The sequence below is a fragment of the Streptomyces melanogenes genome (assembly GCF_014649795.1).
In the GTDB taxonomy this organism is placed as follows: Bacteria; Actinomycetota; Actinomycetes; order Streptomycetales; family Streptomycetaceae; genus Streptomyces; species Streptomyces noboritoensis.
The window spans coordinates 820,945-842,040 of the sequence record NZ_BMTS01000001.1 but is presented as its reverse complement, the minus strand read 5'-3'; the positions used below and the strand labels follow the sequence as shown (position 1 = coordinate 842,040).

Here is a 21,096-nt window from a genome sequence, read left to right as displayed (position 1 = left end):
TCCGCCGACGCGAAGGCTCGGCGGACGGCCACTCGACTCCCATGCAGTGCCAAGCCCTAGCCGATGGCGTTGAACTTGCTGCCCTCGCCCGTGTACAGACCGGTCGTCTGCCGACTGAACAGGGCCGTCGTCGAGCCGGTCGACTGGTAGACGTACGTGCCGTTCGGGCCGTACGCGATCAGGTCGGGGCGTCCGTCGCCGGTGACGTCTCCGGCGCCGACGAGCTGGGAGAAGGCGTTCCAGCCGCCCCCGATCCTGACGCGGGAGGTGAAGTTGCCCGTGCCGTTGCCCTGGTAGAGCCACAGGACGCCCGACGCGTCACGGGCCACGAGGTCGCCCGCCGGGCCGCCCGCGATGTTGCCGACGGCGGTGATCTGGTTGTAGATCTGCCAACCGCCGCCCACCCGGGTGCGGGTCGCGAAGGGGGCCGACGCGCTGCCGGTGCCCTTGTAGAGCCACAGAACGCCGGAGGTGTCGGTGGCGAGGAGGTCGGGGCGTCCGTCACCGGTGAGATCGCTGCCACCGGCGAGCTTGTTGTAGATCTGCCAACCGGCGCCGACCTTGACGCGGGCGGTGAAGTTGCCCGCGCCGTCGCCCTGGTAGAGCCACAGGACGCCCGACGCGTCACGGGCGATCAGGTCACCCGCCGGGGCACCTGCGAGGTTGCCCGCGGCCTCGATCTGGTTGTACACCTGCCAACCGGAACCGACCTTCGTCCGCTTGGCGGGAGTGACCTGGCTGCCCGACGGCCAGTCGAAGAGGTCGTCCCGCCACAGCGCGCCCGAGGCGTCCCGCGCGAGGACGTCCGTCGAGCCGTTGTCGTTGAAGTCGTGCGGGTTGGCCAGACGCGCGACCTGGATGCTCCCCGACGCGATCGCCGGAGCGCCGGCGCCGTTGGCCGCCGTGGCGGTGATCTGCCAGGTGTAGACGCCGTTGGGCGCGCTGATGCCGTCCAGGACGCCGTCCCAGGCGAAGGCGAAACGGCTGTCGGAGACCGGCTGGGACAGGTGCCTGGTGAGCTTCTTGCCGGTGGCCGCGTGTGTGAGGGTGAGGTCGACGGTCGCGTTCGCGCGCGACAGCGTCCACTCCATCGGGACCGTGGTTCCCGGCTTCTCCAGGTCCACCGCGGTGGGGACCTTCGACTCGGTCACCTTGATACCCAGGTCCCGGCCGGTGTTCGCCACGAGCGTGACAGCCGGGGTACCGCTGCCCCCGTCGTGGATCCGGAACAGCCCGTCGGCGTCGGCCGTGGCACCGCGCACGAGCAGGCTGCCGTCCGGTGCGTGGGCCACGCTGGAGAAGTGCTCCAGGAGCTTGTACGGCGCGGTGTCGGCGGTGACACTCCGGGCGTACAACGGGCTCCGCGCCTCGTCGGCGGCCTTGCCCGGGACTCCGTAGAGCAGCGTGTTCCCTTGGATGCCCGCGATGACGGCGCCGCTCATGGAGCTGTCCATGGCGAACTTCTTACGGGTGCCGCGCGCGGCCACGACGAGCTCGGTGCGTCCGGCCGCGGCCTCGGCCCACGCCTTGTAGTCGGCGGTGTAGGCACCCGTGGAGTCCTGGGTCCACGCCCCGGTGCTCTCCGTGCCGCCCCAGTCGATGACCGAGTGGTTGTTGACGTTGGTGAGCGCCTTCCAGTACTCGGTCCGGTAGGTGGGTCCGGAGAAGACTCGGGCGCTGCCCAGGACGAGCATGTCGTAGCCGGTGGAGGCGACGACCTTGTAATCCACTCCGTAGGTGTTGGAGGTGAGCTTCGTCTTGCTGGTGACCCCGTTGACCTGGGCGAGCTGCCACAGCTCGTGGTAGTCGCCCGTGGTCGGCACGCTCACGAAGAGGTTCTCGCCCACCACGCCCACGAGCTTCGCCCCGGGCTTGAACACGGACGCGAGGTTGAAGGACGTGGACCAGCTGCCGTTCGCCTTCATGTCCCGCAGGAAGACCGTGCTGCCGCCGTCGCTGGTCACGACGGTGTCGGAGCCGCTGTCGTGACCCACGGTGCCCGTGTTGATCGGCAGCACCGAGCCGTCGGCGTACTTGTGCCACTCCAGGACCGCGTTGCCCGAATCGTCCGTACGGGACGTGAGGTATCCGGTGTCGCCGGTGCTGACGATCTCGGCGCCGACGGGCAGGTGCGCCTCGTCGGCGGCGTCGGCGGTGGCCCTGGTCGCGGCGGCGGGAGCGGCCACGGCGCCGGGCGAGGCCAGGACGCCGGCGCCGACCGTCGCGGCGAGAACGGTCGCGACGGAGGCGCCGAGACGGCGTCGGGTGGTGCGTGCGGAAACCAAGGAAGTCCCTCCTGATGAGCCGAGCGGCACACACATCGGTGCACGCCGCTCGATCAGACTTGCGATGAGGGGCGGTGGTTGTACGGGTTACTCGTGTTTTCTCTGGGTGCCGGGGTCTTACGGGGCCCCAGGGCAGGGGGCGGGTGCAGGCGCCCTTCCTCCGCCCGGCAGCTCGGCAGCTCGGCAGCACAAGCCCACCCTCAAGGGATTCGCGCGCTCCCCGATTCACGACCGCGCGGTATGAGGCAGCCGTGCCAGGTTCGCGCTGGCCAACCGGGCCGCCTGCCGGGTCGCGGCCGTGGCGGCGGCGAGTCGGCGGCTGTCGTGGACGGCGGCGCCGATGACGGCGACGACCTTGCCAGTACGGGTGCGGACGGGGGCGGCCACACAGGAGATCACCATGTCGCCTTCCCAGCGGTGGACGGCCATGCCGTGCTCGCGGGCCGCGCGCAGACGTTCCATCCACCGCGACGCGGCCTGTCCGGGAGGCGGCTCGGTGGCGCGCTCGGCGGCCGCCATGACGACCTCGGCGGCGTTGCCGGGCGGCAGGAACACCCCCGGCCGGTGGGGCAGGACCGCGTCCGCCGCTCCGGGCAGCCCTTTGAGGATCATCATCCGGCCGCGGACGGGGGCCGCGACGGCGACGGCGGCTCCGGTCGACGCCGCGAGGTGCCGCAGGGGCAGGGAGGCGGCCTGGCCCAGCCTGCGGTGGGGTGTCCAGGAGTACCCCAGGCGTACCATCGTCGCCCCCATGCGGTAGCGGCCCGCGCGGCGCTCCACCCCGCCGACCGCGGCAAGTTGCTCCAGCAGGCGGTGCGCGGTCGCCTTGGGCAACCCCGCACCGGCCGCGAGCTCGGTCAGCCCGGCCTCGTCCACCCGGGCCAGCTCCTCCAGCAACAGGAAGGCCCCTTCCAGGACGCCGCGTCCGGGCGAGGCCTTCGACGTGGTGTGCCGGGGCGCGTCGGGGCCCGGTTCGCTCCCGCTCTCTCGGCGATCTTCCGGACGAACTGTGCTTCGTCTTGAGGAACTTGAGGAACTTGAGGTATTTGCGGCATTTGCGGGCGCGGGCATGTCGCCGGCGAGCTCCATCGAGACTCCAGGGTGGTGGCGGGAGTGAGTACGTGTCACGCCGATCGGTGCCCGAACCCCCGCCGCCCCCTCTCGACCGGGATCGCGCGCGGCGGGTTCGAGACTGCGAGTCTGGCGCAGACACCACGCGTCACCGGAAGACGTCGCCCGTATCCTTTGCCGAGCGGGATGCGGGATACGGCCGTTGAGCTGGGGGAACCAGGTGGGTGCCGGTTCGGGTTTCGGGGCGGAGTTACGCCGTCTGCGCGAGGATCGGGGGCTGTCGCTCGCCGAGCTGGCCGCGCTGACCCACTACAGCAAGGGGTATCTGAGCAACCTCGAAAACGCCCGCAAGCCCGCCTCACCCGCGCTGGCCCGCCGACTCGACACCGCGCTCGGCGCCGACGGCGCCTTGCTCGCGCTCGCCGAGGCCCGCGAGGAGCCCGCGTGTCCGTACCGGGGTCTGGCGGCGTTCGAACCGGAGGACGCCGAGTGGTTCTTCGGGCGCGCGCGGATGACGGCGGATCTGGTCGGCCGGGTCACCGACTGCGTGTCCGGTTCCCTTCCCCTGGCGGTGTTCGGCGCGTCGGGGGCCGGCAAGTCCTCGCTGCTGCGCGCCGGGCTCGTCCCGGCGGTCGCCCGCGGCGCCCTCCCGGCCCCGGGCGCCGCTGCCTGGCCGATGCTGGTGATGACCCCGACGGCACACCCGGTGAACGCGCTCGCCGAAACGGTGGCCGAGTTGCTGAAGGTACCCGCCGAGCGGTTACGGAAGGAGATCGACACAGGAGGCCTGAGTGCCGCACTGCGGACCGCGCTCGCGGGCCGACGACTCCTCCTGGTCGTGGACCAGTTCGAAGAGGTCTTCGCCGTCTGCGACGACGAAGCCGAGCGCCGGGCGTTCATCACGGCCGTCTGCGACGCCGCCCGACCCGGCCCGGACGGCATCGCGGCCGCCGTGGTGGTGCTCGGGATACGGGCCGACTTCTACAGCCGGTGCCTGGACCATCCCGAGCTGCTGCGGGCGGCCCAGGACAACCAGTTCGCGGTGGGCGCGATGAGCCGGGAGGAGCTCGTCGAGGCGATCACCGCCCCGGCACTGGCCGCCCGGCTCGCCCTGGAGCCCGGACTGACCGAACTCCTGCTGCGGGACCTCGGCGTGGCGCCCGGCACCGGCCACCACACGACGTACGACCCGGGCGCGCTGCCCCTGCTGTCCCACGCGCTCCTGTCCACCTGGCAGCAACGCACCGACTCCCACCTGACCGTGGCCGGCTACCAGCTCACCGGAGGTATCCACGGCGCCGTGGCCACGACCGCCGAGCGCGTCTACACCCGGCTTGATCCCGCCGCCCGGCAAGCGGCCCGCCAACTGCTGCTGCGCCTGATACGCGTCGGCGAGGACGGCACCGACACACGGCGCCGCGTCGACCGCGACCGGCTGGTGGACCAGTCCGGCGGCCGGGCCCCGGACATCGTGGAGGCGCTGGCGGCGGCCCGGCTGCTGACCCTGGACGACACCACCGTCGAGATCACGCACGAGGCGCTGCTGCGCGCCTGGCCCCGGCTGCGGGACTGGCTCGCGGAGGACCGCCAAGGGCTGCGCGCACTCGACCAGCTCGCCGAAGCCGCCGACGCCTGGGAAGCCCTCCAGCACGATCCCGGCACCCTGTTCCGCGGCACACGCCTCGCCCTGGTCGGCGAATGGGCCGCCGTCCACCGCGATGCCCTGTCCGAACGCGAGGAGCGGTTCCTGCGGGCGAGCTCGGCCGCGGAGGCCGCCGAGCAGCAGGCGACCCGGCGCCGGACGCGGCGGCTGCGCCAGTTGGTCGGCCTTCTCACCGTCCTGCTCCTGATCGCGTCCGTCTCGGTGGGCTATGCGATGGACGCCGAGCACCAGGCCAAGAAGCAGCGCAACATCGCGGTCGCGCGCAGAGCCGCCGGTGAGGCAGCCGCGATGCGGGCCACCAACCCCGCCCTGTCCCTCCAACTGAGCCTGGCCGCCTATCGTCTGGCGCCGACCGCCGAGACCAGGGACACCCTCCTCGGCTCGTTCGTCCTCCCCTACGCCAGCCGTCTGGTCGGCCACACGTCCGACGTGTTCGCCCTGGCCATCAGCCCGGACGGCCGCACCGCGATCACCGGCAGCGCGGACCGCACCGCGCGGCTGTGGGACATCACCGACGAGCACCGACCCCGGCAACTGACCGTCCTCGAGCAGGCCGAGGAGGTCAAGGCGGTCGCCTTCGCCCCTGGCGGCCACGTCCTTGCCACCGCCAGCGGGCACACCGCCCGGCTGTGGGACGCCTCCGATGTGCGCCAACGACGGGAACTGGCCGTCCTGAGCGGCCACACCGACACCGTCAAGGCGCTCGCGTTCAGCCCGGACGGCCGCACCCTGGCCACCGCGAGCAGCGACCACACCGTACGCCTGTGGGATGTGACCGAGCCCCGGCGACCCCGGCTCCTGTCCACGCTGACCGGGCACGCGGCACAGCTGGGCACAGTGGTCTTCAGCCCGGACGGCCGCACACTGATCAGCGCCTCCGGCCCCACTCCCCGGGTGTGGGACATCAGCGATCCGCGCACCCCACGCACCATCGCCTTCCTCACCGGGCACACCGGCGGCGTCGGTTCGGCGGTGTTCAGCCCCGACGGTCACACCGTGGCGACCGCTGCCTGGGACCACACCGTACGACTGTGGGACCTGAGCCGTCCCGACTCCCCGCACCCACTGGCCACTTTGACGGACCACACCGCCATCGTGTGGGCGGTGGCCTTCAGCCCCGACGGCCGCAGCCTCGTCTCGTCCGGTGACGGCGCCCGGCTCTGGGACGTCTCCGACCCCCGCCGTCCGGTCCACATGACCACCGTTCCCGGGTTCTACGCGGCCGCCTTCACCCCCGACGGCCACGCCCTCGTCACAACCGACGTCGACCACACCGCGCGCCTCGTCGACCTGCGCGAACTCCCGCTCGTCGGCCACGGCAACGTCGTTCCCTCGGTGGCCCTCAGCCCGCGCGGCCACATCCTGGCCACGGCCGGCTGGGACGACACCGTACGGCTGTGGGACGTCGGCGACCCCCGCGTCCGACGCCCGCTCGCGACTCTCACCGGCCACACCAATTTCGTACGGTCCGTGGCCTTCAGCCCCGACGGCCGGACCCTCGCCAGCGCCAGCGACGACAACACCGTACGGCTGTGGGACGTCGTCGATCCCCGTGCACCACACGCCGTGAAGACGCTGGAGCCACACGCCTCGGAGGTCGCCGCCGTCGCCTTCAGCCCGGACGGCCGATGGCTGGCCACCGGCGCGTACCAACAGGTGAACCTGTGGGATGTGACCACCCGCGACAACCCCAGGGAAGTGGCCAACCTGGACGACTTTCCGCAGATGATGACCTGGACCGTGGCCTTCAGCCCCGACAGCCGCATCCTGGGCGTCGCCAGTGGCCGGGGCGTCACCGCCCGCCTGTGGGACATCGGCGACCCCCGCCACCCGCGCGAGCTGGCCTACCCGTTCGGCAGGACCGACTCCGTTCCGCCCGGCGCGTTCAGCCCCGACGGCCGGATCCTGGCCACGGTCAGCAACGACCTCGACAACGACAACCTCGTACGGCTGGTCGACATCAACCACCTTTCCGCACCACGGCAGTTGGCCACGATCACCAGCCACACCGGCAAGATCCGCGCGGTGGCCTTCAGCCCCGACGGCCGCACGCTGGCGACCGCCGCCAACGACAAGACCGTCCGGGTCTGGAACATCGCCGACCCACGGCACCCCAAACTCCTGGCCACCCTCACCGGCCACACCGACAGTGTCACGTCGGTGGTGTTCCTGCCCGACGGCCACACCCTGGCCACCGGCAGCGACGACCACACGGCACGACTGTGGGACACCTCCGTCGACCGGGTCGCCGCACGGGTCTGCGCCACCGTCCACCCCACGATCACCCGCGCCGAATGGGAACGCTACTTCCCCGAGATCACCTACCGGCCCCCGTGCGCCGACTGAGGCCACCGCAACCGACCTGATCCACGCCTCCGCGTCAGCCGCCGTCCCGCGGTGTGCCGTACCAGCGCCAGCTCGTCCGGCGTGGACGATCGGGCGTCTCGATGCGTCCGGTGGCCCAGAGAAGAGTCGACCACGGGGAGTCGACGACGGAGACATCGGGAAACAGTCGCGCGAGCACTCCCTCGGTCAGATCCCGCGGGGGCTCCCGGAAGTGGCCCAGGCCCTGGGCGATGTCGTGGGTGTGGACGAGGGTCTCGACGACACCCATCGCCGCGAAGCCCTCCGGGTCGGAGGCCCCGAAGACGTGCGGGGCCAAGGCGGTTGCCTCGCTGGTGTCGACAACACTCGCGAGCAGTCCGCCGCAAGCCTCCACGACCGTCAGCAGTCCCCCGGGCCCCGCGTCGCGGTCCCCGAAGATGACGTTGCCCGGTCCATCCGGTCGGTCACTGGAAATACGCAGCGGGACGCGCGGTACGGCGAAGGGCTGCGCGAGGCCGAACCGCAGCGCGTAGGTGAGCAGGTCGTCCGCGAGGTGTTCGAGGGTCTCCCAGCACGTCCACTCCAAACCACTGGCCCGCTCGTCCCACTGCGCGTCCGGGACGCCTCCGAGGACGTCGACGCAGTGGGCAACGGCCTGGCGCACGTGCAGCCCGCTCAGCGGCATGTGTGGTCCCCCCGATTCCGACTCGGCACATCATCTCCTCCACCAGCCCAAACAGTCCAGATCTTGCCCGAACTCGGGCAGGATTGAGGCCCGTGGGGCCGGATAGCCGCCCTGCCCACTGAGGCCTTCCCTCCACGCCCGGCTCGCTGCTCGCCTCCCACGGCGTGACCATGGACGTACCAGGAAGGTCCGGAGCAGTCACCGGGAGGCACCCGTGGCGCACACGTACACGGTTGACGTACTGATCGCGGGCGCCGGACCGGTCGGGCTGAGTGCGGCCGCCGAGCTGCGGCGCCAAGGGGTGGACTGCCGTCTCGTCGACCGGTTGCCGGGCCGCCTCCCGTTCGCCAAGGCGGTCGGGATCCAGCCGCGCACCCTGGAGATCTGGGACCGGATGGGCCTGGCCCGCGCCGTTCTGGAGGCCGCCGTTCCGCTGCGCGGCCAGCTCATGTACGTCAACGGCCGGGAGCAGGCGCGCATCGACCTCGCGCTGCCGCCCGAGGTGCCCTACGGATTCGCCGCGCTGCCGCAGTACGAGACCGAGCGCCTCCTTGAGGAGTACCTGGCCTCCCTGGGAACCGTCATCGAACGCGGCACCGAGCTCCTGTCGTTCACCCAGGACGAGGACGGGGTCACCGCCCGCATGCGCACCGCCTCCGGCGCCGACGAGGAGGTGCGCGTCCGCTATCTGATCGGCTGCGACGGAGCGCACAGCCTGGTCCGCAAGGGGCTGGGCCTCACGTTCGAGGGTGCGGCCTTCCCGGAGGAGTACATGCTGGCCGACGTCGAGGCCGACTGGGACCTGCCGTACGGATACGGCGTACGGTCCAGTCACCGCGCCGACGACGGTTCCACCGACGACCTGCTGGTCTGCATCCCGCTGCCCGGCGCGGGCCGTTACCGCATGTCGATGCTGGTGCCGCCCGAACTCTCCACGCTGTCCGCGCCACCGGCGCGGGGCGACGGTGTCGCACACGGCCTTGAGGGTGGCCGCACCCCGGAGCTCGCCCACATCCAGGACGTCGTCGACCGCCTGGCACCCAGCCCCGCCCGCCTCTCCGAGATGCGCTGGTCCTCCGTCTTCCGCATCAGCCATCGCATCGTCGACCGCTACGCCGACGGACGCGTCTTCGTCGCGGGCGACGCCGCCCACATCCACCCGCCCACCGGCGCCCAGGGCATGAACACCGGAATCCAGGACGCCTGCAACCTGGCCTGGAAACTGGCCCTGGTCATCCGGGGCGAGGCCAGGCCCGCCCTGCTCACCACCTACGACGCCGAGCGCCGCCCCATCGGCGAGGAGGTCGTCGGCCGTACCGTCCGACATGCCACGCACGGCATCGAGACCGACCCCGACAGCCCCCGGACGATGATGCTCCGCGAGGCCCAACTGCTCGTCAGCTACCGGGACGGCCCGCTCGCCCGCAGCCCGTACGGCCCGGCCGACGCACCCCAGCCCGGCGACCGCGCCCCGGACTGCGCCGGGCTGACCACTCCCCTGGCCGCCTACCCGTTGCGTCTGCTCGACATCCTGCGCGGCCGCACCGGGCACACGGTGCTGCTGTACGGCGCCGACAGCGTCGACCTGGCTCGGGCCGCCGAGGCGAGCAGGGGTGCGGGCGGGCCACTGATCACTGACGAGAGAGCGCACACACCCGGCAGCCCGGCCCCCGCGACCGCCCCACACACCATCGCCGTCCTCGCCCGCGAAGCCCCACCAGCCACTGCCGATATGCTCGCCGGCACTCTGGCCATCCCCGGATACCGGGACGCCGCCGGGGAGTTCGCCCGCCTCTATCGCCCCGACGGCCCGACCGGCTTCGTGGTCCGCCCGGACGGGCAACTCAGCACGCGCTTCCCCCTCGCCCGTACAGCAGCGGCCCTGACGGATTACCTCGCGGCGCTGTCCGCCACGGCGTGAACCCGTAGCAAGTCATCCCACGTTCGAGAAGGCCCCTCGCGTCCACCGCGCGGGTGGCTACGCTCCAAAGACATGACGATGACGACTCACGCGCGCACCCCACCGGCGCGGCCGATCTCTCCGACACCGCAGCCACGTTCACCCGGCCCCACCGGCCCGGACAAGACCCCTCGGAGCCCTCCCCAGCATCCGCCCCCCCCCGGGAGCATGACGTGGTCGAGCGCATCGCGTGGCGGGACCTCCCGGCCGAGGTCCGGGCGGCGGTCGCCACCAGACTGGGCAGCCGGTTCGCCGCCCGGGATCCCCGGGACGGCGCGAACTGCGGCACCGCCGCGCTGCTCACCCTCGGCGACGGCCGGACGGTCTTCGTCAAGGGGCAGGCGGACGACGGTCCGCTCGACGAACTCGACCGCGAGGAACAGATCAACCCCGCGCTGCCGAGTTGCGCGCCGCGCGTCCTGTGGCGGATGCACGTCAGCGGGTGGCATCTGCTCGCGTTCGACGGGATCGACGGCGAGCGGGCCGACTACGCCGCCGACTCGCCCGAACTCGACCTCGTCGTCCAGGCCTTGGCCAAACTGGGCGGCTGCCTGGCCCCGGGAACGCCGCTGATGACGGCCCGGGACCGCTGGGGCTACTACGTGGCCCCCGGCCACCAGAGGCACCTGTTCGGCCTGAACCTCCTGCACACCGATCCGGCCGCCCAGAACGTCCTCATCGACGGCAGCGGCGCCCACCTGGTCGACTGGGCGTGGCCCGCCCTCGGCCCGGCCTGGGCGGACGCGGCGCTGTGGGGGGTACGTCTGATCTCCGACGGCGGCCAGAGCCCCGAGCAGGCCCTGCGGTGGGTGTCCCGGGTGCCCGTGTGGAGCAAGGCGGAGCCGGAGGCCCTGCGGGTGTTCACCGCGGCGGAGGCGGACAGCTGGGAGGACGTCGCGGCCAAGGGGGAACCGCGGATCGCCGCCATCGCACGGGCGGCACGAGCATGGGCCGCGTACTGGGTGTAGGGCGGCCGCCCTCAGGTCAACCACGGCCCGGCGGCGACCACCCCTCCACCCGGAGCCGCTCGAACCCGTCGAGCAGCAGATCCAGCGCGAACTCGAACTCGAACTGGTCGTCGCAACCCCCGCCCACCACGGAATCCCCGTCGTGCGCGGCCGCCGCCGCCAGTTCCGCGATGCGGGGGTAGCGCTGCGCCAACGCGGGGCCCGGGGGCTCGGCTCCCCCTGACGCCCCTGATGCTTCGAACAACTCCTGGCTGAACCCCAGCAGTCGGCTCCCCATCGCGTGCATCACGTGGTGCGTGAGGTCGACGGAGAGTCCACCGTCCCGGAACACCCCGATCATCGAGTCCAGGTACTCCAGCACCGCCGGGGTCGGGCCGGTCCGCGACTCGATGACCCGGTACGCCCAGCGGTGGCGCAGCAGGACCCGCCGGGCGGAGAGGATCCGCTGCCGCACCACGCCCCTCCAGTCGGAGCCGGGCTCCGGCGGATCGATCTCGCCGACGACCGTGTCCACCATGCCGTCGAGCAGTTGCTCCTTGTTGGCCACGTGCTTGTAGAGCGCCATCGGCACGACGCCCAACTCCTGCGCGAGCCTGCGCATGCTGAGCGATTCGATCCCGCTCTCGTCGGCCAGCGCGACGGCGGCGCGCAGGACCCGTTCCCGGTTCAGTCGCGTCATCAAGGCCTCCCTTTCCCCTTGACGAGTGTACGGCGTACACCTATGGTCCCACCAAGGTGTACGCCGTACACCTTTTCTCGGAGGGATCGAAGATGAGCTCGGACGCAGGCGCCGCAGTGAGTGCGGACGACGACACGGACAGACGAACGGCACTTGTCGCGGGGGTGCTGTTCCTCATCACCGAAGTCGCCGCCATCGCGGGGGCGTTCCTCTACCGCCCCCTGCTCGGCGGCGAGCCGGGGGCCGACGACCGGGCGCTGATCGGGGCGGTGTGCGAGCTGGTCCTGGTCGCCGCCGTCGCGGGCACGGGCGTGACGCTGTTCCCGGTCGTCAAACGGTGGGGCGAGGGCATAGCACTCGGATACCTCTGCGCCCGCCTCCTGGAGGCCGCCCTGATCCTCCTCGGCATCGTCGCCGTACTGACCCTCACCACCCTGCGACAGGAGGCGGTTCGGCCCGGTGCGGCCGCAGCCGACGCGGCCCTGGTGGCCGTGCACGACTGGACGTTCCTGCTCGGCCCCAACATCGCCCTCGGGCTGAACACCACCCTATTGGCCTGGCTGATGTACCGCTCGCGGCTCGTACCCAGACCCATCGCCCTACTCGGCCTGGTCGGCGGCCCGCTGATCTGCGCGTCGGCCGCCGCCGTGATGTTCGGGCTGTACGCACAGCTCTCCGTGCCGGGGTCGCTGGCCGCGCTCCCGGTCTTCGCGTGGGAGGTGACGCTGGCCGTACGGCTCATCGCCCGGGGATTCCGACGCACACGAGGAAGCAACTGATCCGGCAAACATACGTCGCCACTACTGGACACCTGTCCATGTATCCTGGACACTTGTCCAGGAGATGCGAGGGGTGAATACACCGATGGAGACGACCGCAACGGTGCTGGTGGGCCTGGTGGCCGCACTGCACGCGTACATCCTGATCCTGGAGATGTTCCTGTGGGAGAAGAAGCCGGGCCGCGAGCTGTCCGGCTTCGACGCCGACATGGCCCGGGCCACCGCCCCGCTCGCCGCGAACCAGGGTCTCTACAACGGCTTCCTGGCGGCCGGGCTGATCTGGGGGCTGATCGCCGGGGATCCGACCGGGTTCCGGGTCCAGGTCTTCTTCCTCGCCTGCGTGGTGGTCGCCGGGCTGTACGGGGGCCTCACCGCCAACCGCCGCATCCTGATCGCCCAGGCGCTGCCCGGCGCGCTCGCGCTCGGTGCCGTCCTGCTCGCGCGGTGACCGTGGTGCACGAAGACCCTCGTGCGGCACGAACCCGGGCCAAACTGCGTCAGGCGCTGCTGGAGGAGTGCTCCAGTCGCCCACTGGCGGAGGTCAGCGTGGCGGCGCTGGTACGCAGGGCGAAGGTCGGCCGCGCCACGTTCTACCTCCACTACACCGACCTGGAGGCGCTCGCCGTCGACGCCTGCGCCGATGTCGTCCGCGAGGCCGTCGACGCCCTGCACGCCTGGCGCGGCACACCCGACCCCGTCACCCCGCCGCCCGCCCTGCTCGCCTTCTTCGACCGCCTCACCCCGCACGCCGGGCTCTACCGCGAGCTGCTGCGCCCGGGCGGCGGCGGCCCACTCGGCCGCACCCTCCACGAGGACCTACGCAACCGCAGCCGCACCGAACGCACCCTGGCCGGCGCACCGGAGCCCGACCTGATCGCCTCGGCCGTGGCCGCGACCTTCGCCGGAGTACTCGCCGACTGGCTCCACGGCCTCGTCGAAGCCACCCCCGCCGGGATCGCACAACGGGTATGGCTCCTGCTCGTGACCCTGCACCGCACTCGCCTGACCTGATGACCTGGCGGATCCCTGCGCCCTTCGGGCACGCCATCTCAACGGCCACCACCGGTGCGCAGTCCAGTGGTCAGCATGTCGGCGGGTCCGCGTTGCCGGTAGCGGTCGATGAGGTCCTCGATCAGTTGGGCCGTCGCCGGGCTGTCCGGTGTGTAGATCCACAGTTTGGTATCGGGGGCGGAGGCCGCCGCGAAGCTGGACGCGGTCACCGTGACCGTGTCGCCGTCGACGGTGAAGAAGGACTTGCTGCGCGGGGTCGGCGAGGCGACCTCCTGCCTGGCCCACATCACGGCGAAACGCGGGCTCGCGGCGGAGAGCCGACGGAGGAACTCGGTCCAGTGAGGGTCGTTGACGCGATGGCCGAACTCGGCCCGTAGTTGGGCGACCATGAAGGAGACCTCACGTTCCCAGTCGACAAGCGGCTGCACCAGCTCGTCCGTGGTGAACAGGTGCCACAGCACGTTGCGCTCGGAGTCCGGCAGCAGCGCCATCGCTGGGTCGAGCGCCGCGTATGCCTCGTTGAACGCGAGGACGTCGTAGCGGGTCGTCGTGATGGTCGCCGGGAGCGGGGCCAGGGCGTCCAGGATCACCTGGTTCTCCGCAGGCTGCGGATACGTCGACGCACTCAATGGCGCACTGGGGCTTTCGACGAGCCGGTAGAGGTGGTTGTGCTCGGTCGAGTCCAGCCGCAGGGTCCTGGCGATCGCGTCGAGCACCTGAGCGCTCGGGTTGATGGGCCGCCCTTGCTCAAGCCACGTGTACCAGACCACCCCGACCCCGGAGAGCTCCGCGACCTCCTCGCGTCGCAGCCCTGGCGTGCGCCGCCGGCCTCTGTTCGGCAGGCCGGCCTCCTCAGGGGTGATGCGTTCACGGCGAGCCCTCAAGAAGGCGGCCAGTTCGGTACGTCGCGGGGCATTGGGGTCGATCAAGGTCACCGCACCATCTTGCGCGGCACCGCCGAGGTATGACCAGGTACCCGCTGATACCAGGATGACGGGTTATCTGGTACCCCTCTACGACTCTGCGGATCATCGGGCCATGAGCAGAACAGAACCTGGACAGGTCGCCGCAACTCGACCTGGAAGCACCGGAGCACCGGACCCCATCGCATCCACGCGCCGCGACAACCGGATGCTCGTGGTCCTGCTGGGTGCGGTCTTCATGGCGCTACTCGACTCGACCATCGTCAACGTCGCCACCCCGACCATCCGCACCGATCTCCACGCAAACGGCTCGGCCCTGCAGTGGATCGTCTCCGGCTACACCATCTCCTACGCCGCGCTACTGGTCACCGGTGCCCGCCTCGGTGCCCGTAACGGCTTCCGTGCCGTGTTCCTGTGCGGACTGGTCACGTTCACCGCCGCCTCGCTCGCCTGCGGCCTCGCTCCGGGCACGGGCGTACTCATCGGGGCCCGGGTGGTACAGGGCGTCGGCTCGGCGATGATGATGCCTCAGGTCTACAGCCTGATCCAGCTGAAGTTCGAGGGTCCCGCGCGAGCACGGGCGCTCAGTGTGTACGCGGCGGTGATCGGGCTCGGCGTCGTGGTCGGCCAAGTCACCGGCGGACTGTTGGTCAGCGCGGATGTGTTCGGCACCGGCTGGCGTCCGGTGTTCCTCATCAACCTGCCGGTCGGGGTACTGCTGGCGCTCGCCGGACTGCGCGTTCTCCCGCCGGGCAAGCCCCCAGTGGCCAAGGGCCTGGATGTCCCTGGCCTGATCACGCTGACCGTGACACTGTTCTTGCTGGTCGTACCGCTGGTCCTGGGGCACGACCGGCACTGGCCGGGCTGGGCGCAGGCCTGTCTCGCCGCCTCGCTCCCCATGCTCGGCGTGTTCGTCCTGGTAGAACGTGCGGTGGCACGTCGTGGCGGCGCGCCGCTGATGCCCGGCGCGGTGCTGAAGGCCCCGGGCCTGGCGCTCGGCGCCACCACTATGTTCTTCGCCATGGCCGGGTACGCGGGATTCCTGTTCTCCTTCTCCCAACACCTGCAAACCGGTCTGGGCGAGTCCGCCACCCGGACCGGCCTCACCTTCGCGCCACTGGCCATCGGTGTCGCGACGGGCAGCCTCACCTGGCAGAAGCTGCCCACGAACTGGCACCGGCCTATGATCGCCGCTGCTTGCGCGGTCGCGGCAGCCGGCTACCTCGGCATCGGACTCGCCATGCGCTCGGGCAGCCATGGGGGCATCGCCCTCCCCGTACTGCAGTTGGTGTGCGGACTCGCCATGGGGTACCTCACCAGCCCACTGCTGACCGTCGCACTCGCCCACGTCGACCCCGCCGACGCCGCGGATGCCAGCGGCATCATGACCACCTCGGCCCAGGTCGCACAGGCACTCGGCATCGCAACCTACGGGAGTGTGTACGTATCCGGCGCGGACCGGCACATGACGCACGCCTCCGCACACGCCATCCACGAGACCACGCTGCTCGTAGCCGGAGGCCTCTTGGCCGGCGCCCTGACGGCACTCCTACTGGCACGCACGACCCACCGTCGCATCCGATCACGTCAAACAGGCCTATAAAACAGCGGAGTTGGACCGCCCATACGTGTCACGCCAACCGGGTGAACTGCATCCAGAGCGGCTGTGCACCCCATCACTCAGAGGGAGTAGCGTTCTGAGCGTCCAGGTCAGAACGGAGCTTCACTATGCCCGATCCCCATGACAACGCGGTGGACACCGACACCTTCTCGCTGCCCGAGCGGGCACGTCCATGGAATGGTGGAAAGGCATCGAATCCGGACGTCTTCGAACTCCCCGGCTGCCCATGCCCATGTGCATGGCCGACATCCTCGAAGTATCCGTCACCGACCTCACCGGCGACGACCACATCACCGCTTCCACCTACAGCAACCTCGCACATCCTTCGCTCCACTGGCATGTCCCCGTTGCCGCGTAGGTACAACCTGTACCTACAGATAAGGGGCAACCTGTACCCGTGATCCCGCGCGCACGCCCCTACGGTCGGTGGTGGAACCAACCCGCCACCGACGAGGGGCTTTCCCGCGTTCGCCATCGCTCCCGGAACAGGCGGGAGCAGCCATGTCCAGGTCGCCCTGTACGCCTGCGTCTCAGACGGCAGCGCCGTGATGGACGAAGCCCGCAGAGCCATCACGGACTGGCTCGCCTCCGCGCACCACGTGCTGGCGCAGGCCCGATGTGAGTTCGACGTGGGTATCGCGCTCGTGCCGACGGGCCAGCGGTTCGACACGATGCATCTTCCCGGCCCCGTCGTCCACGCGGCGGCGGCCAGCACAGACCCGGACGCTGTGAGGGCAGTGATCCCGGTTCGCCGTCGATCGCCTCGTTCTCCTGCCCCGTACGTCGACGTACTCCACCCAACCCCCTACGCAAGCGCAGTAAGGCAGAACTGCACAAGCCCCGAATCCACATCCAGCACAATCCGCTTCATCTCCGACCACGGCGGATGGAAGCTCTTGCCCCACTCGATGGTGAAGCCGAGGATCTTGCCCTTGTGGGGGTCGGCGATGTGCCGGGAGTAGGCGTAGTCGTCGCTGGTGCCGCTCGTCGGGTAGAGGTGGAAGGCGGACATCGGGCTGTAGGCGCGGCCGCGTACGCCGTGCAGGCCCTTGCAGAACTGCTCGGCGAGTACGGTGCTGTCGTCGGCGTCGTCCTTCGGGATGAACTCCGCGTACGCGAGGTCGCCGGCCACGCCGCGTTTGCCGTCGAAGGCGGTGTTGCGGAAGTTCTTGGCCGGGTCGAGCGACTGGTTCTCGTCGTCGCCCCAGACGAAGAGCATGTCCTCGGAGTAGCTGTGCACGTCGACGAACCAGCGGGTGCGCGGGAACGCGTCGAGCAGCCAGCGGACGTTGCGGGTCTCGGGCTCCGAGAAGGGGCTGGGGCCCTGGTACACCTGGATGTCGCCCGGGTCGTCGGAGACCTGTACACCGGCGGTCGGGTCGAAGGCGGTGGCGAAGTCGAAGAGGAAGTCGTAGTTGCGGTTGATGTCGACGCCGATACGGGAGGGGTCGCCGCCGGAGTTGGCCGGGTTGCGGTTCTTGCGCCACATCGGGTCGACGGTCTGGCTGTAGTGGCGGCCGTCCGGGTTGACGAGGGGGAAGACGACGACGTCGAGGTTGTCGAGGACGTTCCGTACCTGGGCGGCGGTGTAGGTCTTGCCGCCGTACGCGAGCCCGGCGCCTTCGGTACCGGCTTCCAGGAGGTCGGCCGCGAGGTGGACGAGGATCTCGCAGCTGCCCCACTCGCGGGCGTGCACGCCGCCGATGAGGACGACGCAGTCGTGGGTACCGGCGGGTGCGGTACCGATCCGCAGGGCGTGTCCGGCCCGGCCCTCCACGGACGGCTCGGGCAGGTCGATGAGGTCGCACGCGGACGGGAAGGCGGTGGCCAGGCTGGTCACGGCGGACTCGACCTCGGTGGTGTTCAAGTACGACATGGTGTCCCTCCTGGGCGGCCTGCTAGGCGTCCTTCACCTTGAGGGCGAGGCCTCGCGGGACCGCGTCGTCGGGGGCGAACCGGTCGCCCTCGCCGACTTCGGCCTGGCGGGCGCGGCCGGTTGCCGTGGCGTCCTCGATGGTCGTGACCACCACACCCTCGCGTTCGAGGGCCTCGGCCTCCTCCGGGGAGGCGTACGCCTCGATGCTGAACGTGCCGTCCTCGCCCTGGCGCGGGCGGCCCCCGACATCGGGACGGGCCTCGCGCAGGAGGGAACGCAGGGTTTCGGCGTCCTTGGCTGTGACGCGGACGCGCAGAAGCTGACGAGCGGTGGACATGACGGCCTCTTCCGGGCGCCGTCCGGCTCACATCAGCGGTACCGACGACGCGTGGCTGATGTAGATGTATGTCCGATGTGTACCTCGTATTCCCAGGGTGCGCTTCAGCCGTAGAACGAGTCAAGCGGCGCCTCGGGCATCCCCCTCAACAGCCCGTCGAGCCCGGTGATCAGCTCCTGCTCGTCGTCGTACTCGGCGAGCCGCGGTACGAGTGCGCGCAGCCGCGGGTACTCGGCGGCGGGCAGCCGGTGCAGCCCCAGGCGCAGCAGGGGGTCCGGCTCCTCGGGGTTGTCGACGACCTGGCGTCTGTCGACCAGGAGGCGGCCGATGTTCCAGGCGACGAAGGCGCGGTAGATCGTGAGGGTGGCGGCGTCGTCGAACCCGGCGCGGCCGAGTACGGCCAGGATGTGCTCGGTGAGTTGGAGCAGCGGTGCGGGGCGCCGGGCCACGGGCACGGTCAGCGGGCGGGTGGCCACCACGGGCAGGATCTCGGGGTGGGCGTGCACCACGGCGGCGAAGGCGCGGGCGATCCGCCGCAGCTCGGCCCGCCAGGCCGGGCCGTCGTCGTCGCGTTGGTCGGCGGAGGTCCGCAACCGCTCGTTGACCTCGGCGAAGAACGCCTCGACGAGCCCGTCGAGCAGGGCCTCCTTACCGGCGGTGTACCGGTAGATGGCCATCGGCTCCACACCCAGATCGGCGGCCAGCCGCCGCATGGTCAGCGCACCGAGCCCCTCCCGGTCCACCAGCGCGACGGCGGCGGCGAGCACCAGCGCCCGACTCAGCCGCCCCCGCTTCGCTGGACCATCCCGCTCGGCCATGTCCGTACTCCCATCGCGGGGCGCGGAGGGCATGTAGGTATACAAGGTAAATATAATCGACATTTCTACTAACCAGCTGGTTGATGACTGCTTGATGACCCTGATCGGACGGCCGGGCCGCCCCCTGGGGAATCACCGGGGTGAATCCATACCGGCGAGGGCGGGTAGCGTCCGGACAACGCGGCTGCCACAGCCGCGAGTTGGTCGCCGCGATCACGCCGGAGGTGTTCATGGGCAGCCGTCAGGACTCGGACGGTCAGGTGGGCGGGCCGCACAGTTCGCCGGGCGATCCGGGCAACCCCGCTCCGGAGCCCGAGCCCACCCCGCCATCGGAAGACGACTAGGCGGGCACGACCGGCATGCCGAGCCGGTTGGACGCGCGGGAGCTGCGTGCTCAGTGCGCGGCCGAACTCGATTCCCGGCGGACGGGCCACTTCAACGGGCGACCCTGGCTGCGGGAGGCGTTCCTGACGGTGCCGCGCGAGCACTTCGTACCCGACCAGGTCTGGTGGCCCCACCCGGGCGAGGACGGACTGCACCCGGTCATCGACCGTGCGGCGCGACCGCGTTCGTGGCTGCGGGCCGTCTACACCGCGCAGGCGTCACTCATCACGCAGGTCGCCGACGGCCGGGTGCGGCCGCAGGACGGACCGACCAAAGAGGCGTTCACCTCGGCCGCCTCCTGCCCGGCCGTGGTCGTCGACATGCTGTACTACCTCGACCCCCACCCCGGCGACAGCGCCCTGGAGATCGGCACCGGCACCGGCTACAGCGCCGCGCTCCTGGCCCAACGGATCCCTCCCGGGCGACTGGTCACCGTGGAGATCGACCGGCAACTCGCCGACCTGGCCCGGGACAAGCTCACCCACCTCGGCCTGCGTCCGACCGTCGTGTGCGCGGACGGGGAGCAGGGATACCAAAGCCGGGCCCCCTACACGAGGATCATCTCGACCGCCGCGGTCCGCCGCGTCCCCCAGGCCTGGCTCGACCAGGCCGCGCCCGGCGCGGTCATCGTCACCCCGCTCAACGGCCCCTTCGGCCACGACGCCTTGCTACGGCTCGTCGCCGACGGAGACGGCGGCGCAGAGGGCCGGTTGGTGACGGGCGTGGCGTTCATGAAGGTCCGCGGGCAACGCGATGAACTCCCGTACGACGAACTCGGCTGGCCGGAGGTGACCGGCACCTGGCCCACCTACACCGACGCCGACTACCGCGTCACCCTCCACGAGGGGCGGCAGAGCATTCGGATCGTGCCCTCCCCGACAGGAGACGACGGCGGCCCATCCGCCTGACGTGCGATGCCGCCTCTCCGTCGTCAGGAGCGCGTCAGGACAGACCGCTTCCCCGTATGGGACCCGCCAACAAGGAGCCGACTCACCGGTGCCCTGCCTTCTCATGGGGCGTATGAACGCATTGCACGTCGAGGAGCGGTGACGGCCGTGGACGCGACACCCGAGCCACGGGTCGTCGTCGGGGTGAGCGGCACGCTGGGCAGCCTGACCGCTCTCCATCGCGCAGCCGTCGAAGCCCGGCGCTCGGGCGCCACTCTCTGCGCCGTACTGGCCTGGGCCGCGCCCGGTGGCGAGCTCGGGCACCGCGACTCGGCCACGCCCGACCTGCTGGCCCACTGTCGGCGAATCGCGGGCGAGCAGTTGCTCGACGCCTTGGACCGCGCCTTCGGGCCGAGCGGGCCCGGGGTGCCGCTCCAGGGTCTTGTCGTACGAGGCAGGCCGGGGGCGGCGCTGGTCGAGGCCGCCGGTGGCAACGGCGACCTGCTGGTCGTCGGCGCGGGAACCCGCGGGCGGCTCCAGCGGATGGTGCGGCCCTCGGTCGCCCGGTACTGCCTGGCACACGCCACCTGCCCGGTGCTGGCCGTTCCGCCCTCACCCCTCCAGCGCGAACTCGACGCCGTGCACCGCCGCGTCTCGTGGCGACTTCCCCTGGACGTACGGGAGTTGGCGGACTGACCGCGGCTGGCACACGCAGGGGTGTTTCGCCGAGCCCGTGGGCGCCGCCGTGGTTCCCCGCATCAGAAGGCGGCATCAGAAACCGGCATCAGAAGGCCGTCAAGGACTGGGCCGGTCTCTTGTGACCG

General features: G+C 71.0%; 17 protein-coding genes. 9 read left to right on the top strand and 8 right to left on the bottom strand.

The genetic code is table 11. From position 1 onward, the window contains the following. Positions 1–56 precede the first annotated feature (56 nt). Both IE252_RS03840 and IE252_RS03835 read right to left on the bottom strand, forming a co-directional pair. A complete protein-coding gene (locus IE252_RS03840; RefSeq protein ID WP_190087775.1) occupies positions 57–2,285 on the bottom strand; it encodes an FG-GAP repeat domain-containing protein in 2,229 nt (742 codons plus the stop codon). A 225-nt stretch (positions 2,286–2,510) separates the two neighbouring features. Next, complete coding sequence (locus IE252_RS03835; protein ID WP_229847939.1) at positions 2,511–3,182, bottom strand: helix-turn-helix domain-containing protein; 672 nt, start codon at positions 3,180–3,182, stop codon at positions 2,511–2,513. 376 nt (positions 3,183–3,558) lie between these two features. Between IE252_RS03835 and IE252_RS03830 the strand changes: the two genes are divergently transcribed. Then, a complete protein-coding gene (locus tag IE252_RS03830) occupies positions 3,559–7,365 on the top strand; it encodes an nSTAND1 domain-containing NTPase (RefSeq protein ID WP_190087774.1) in 3,807 nt (1,268 codons plus the stop codon). A 34-nt stretch (positions 7,366–7,399) separates the two neighbouring features. Here the strand turns inward: IE252_RS03830 and IE252_RS03825 are convergent, their stop codons facing one another. Continuing rightward, positions 7,400–8,029, bottom strand: a complete 630-nt coding sequence (locus IE252_RS03825; protein WP_190087773.1) for a DinB family protein — start codon at positions 8,027–8,029, stop codon at positions 7,400–7,402. A gap of 214 nt (positions 8,030–8,243) precedes the next feature. Between IE252_RS03825 and IE252_RS03820 the strand changes: the two genes are divergently transcribed. Both IE252_RS03820 and IE252_RS03815 read left to right on the top strand, forming a co-directional pair. Beyond that, complete coding sequence (locus IE252_RS03820) at positions 8,244–9,950, top strand: FAD-dependent monooxygenase (protein ID WP_190087772.1); 1,707 nt, start codon at positions 8,244–8,246, stop codon at positions 9,948–9,950. Between the two features lie 212 nt (positions 9,951–10,162). After that, the gene (locus IE252_RS03815; protein ID WP_229847937.1) at positions 10,163–10,957 is read left to right on the top strand and encodes an aminoglycoside phosphotransferase; all 795 of its coding nucleotides are present in this window, start codon (positions 10,163–10,165) and stop codon (positions 10,955–10,957) included. Between the two features lie 16 nt (positions 10,958–10,973). Here IE252_RS03815 and IE252_RS03810 read toward each other — a convergent pair whose 3' ends face one another. Next, on the bottom strand, positions 10,974–11,636 hold the full coding sequence (locus tag IE252_RS03810; RefSeq protein WP_190087771.1) for a TetR/AcrR family transcriptional regulator C-terminal domain-containing protein: 663 nt from the start codon (positions 11,634–11,636) through the stop codon (positions 10,974–10,976). Between the two features lie 92 nt (positions 11,637–11,728). Here IE252_RS03810 and IE252_RS03805 point away from each other — a divergent pair, with 92 nt between their 5' ends. From IE252_RS03805 to IE252_RS03795, 3 genes are all read left to right on the top strand, one after another. Then, positions 11,729–12,415 (top strand): DUF4386 domain-containing protein, encoded by a 687-nt coding sequence (locus IE252_RS03805; protein ID WP_190087770.1) that lies wholly within the window; start codon positions 11,729–11,731, stop codon positions 12,413–12,415. Positions 12,416–12,500: 85 nt separating this feature from the next. Further along, entirely contained in the window at positions 12,501–12,863 is a 363-nt protein-coding gene (locus IE252_RS03800; protein WP_190087769.1) for a DUF1304 domain-containing protein, read from the top strand. 5 nt (positions 12,864–12,868) lie between these two features. After that, positions 12,869–13,426, top strand: a complete 558-nt coding sequence (locus tag IE252_RS03795) for a TetR/AcrR family transcriptional regulator (protein WP_190087768.1) — start codon at positions 12,869–12,871, stop codon at positions 13,424–13,426. A 38-nt stretch (positions 13,427–13,464) separates the two neighbouring features. Here the strand turns inward: IE252_RS03795 and IE252_RS03790 are convergent, their stop codons facing one another. Continuing rightward, complete coding sequence (locus tag IE252_RS03790; protein ID WP_190087767.1) at positions 13,465–14,361, bottom strand: helix-turn-helix transcriptional regulator; 897 nt, start codon at positions 14,359–14,361, stop codon at positions 13,465–13,467. Between the two features lie 103 nt (positions 14,362–14,464). Between IE252_RS03790 and IE252_RS03785 the strand changes: the two genes are divergently transcribed. Further along, entirely contained in the window at positions 14,465–15,952 is a 1,488-nt protein-coding gene (locus IE252_RS03785) for an MFS transporter (RefSeq protein ID WP_229847935.1), read from the top strand. A gap of 823 nt (positions 15,953–16,775) precedes the next feature. On the opposite strand, the gene IE252_RS03780 is transcribed toward IE252_RS03785, so the two are convergent. The 3 genes from IE252_RS03780 to IE252_RS03770 form a co-directional block, all read right to left on the bottom strand. Then, on the bottom strand, positions 16,776–17,846 hold the full coding sequence (locus IE252_RS03780; protein WP_190087766.1) for a M14 family metallopeptidase: 1,071 nt from the start codon (positions 17,844–17,846) through the stop codon (positions 16,776–16,778). 22 nt (positions 17,847–17,868) lie between these two features. Next, the gene (locus IE252_RS03775) at positions 17,869–18,183 is read right to left on the bottom strand and encodes a hypothetical protein (RefSeq protein WP_190087765.1); all 315 of its coding nucleotides are present in this window, start codon (positions 18,181–18,183) and stop codon (positions 17,869–17,871) included. Between the two features lie 104 nt (positions 18,184–18,287). After that, a complete protein-coding gene (locus IE252_RS03770) occupies positions 18,288–19,001 on the bottom strand; it encodes a TetR/AcrR family transcriptional regulator (protein ID WP_229847933.1) in 714 nt (237 codons plus the stop codon). Between the two features lie 359 nt (positions 19,002–19,360). Between IE252_RS03770 and IE252_RS03765 the strand changes: the two genes are divergently transcribed. Both IE252_RS03765 and IE252_RS03760 read left to right on the top strand, forming a co-directional pair. After that, positions 19,361–20,293: a methyltransferase domain-containing protein gene (locus IE252_RS03765; protein WP_190087763.1), complete on the top strand. Its 933-nt coding sequence runs from the start codon at positions 19,361–19,363 to the stop codon at positions 20,291–20,293. Between the two features lie 147 nt (positions 20,294–20,440). Further along, positions 20,441–20,968 carry a universal stress protein gene (locus IE252_RS03760; protein WP_229847931.1) on the top strand — a complete coding sequence of 176 codons (528 nt, stop codon included), beginning with the start codon at positions 20,441–20,443 and terminating at the stop codon, positions 20,966–20,968. Positions 20,969–21,096 lie beyond the last annotated feature (128 nt).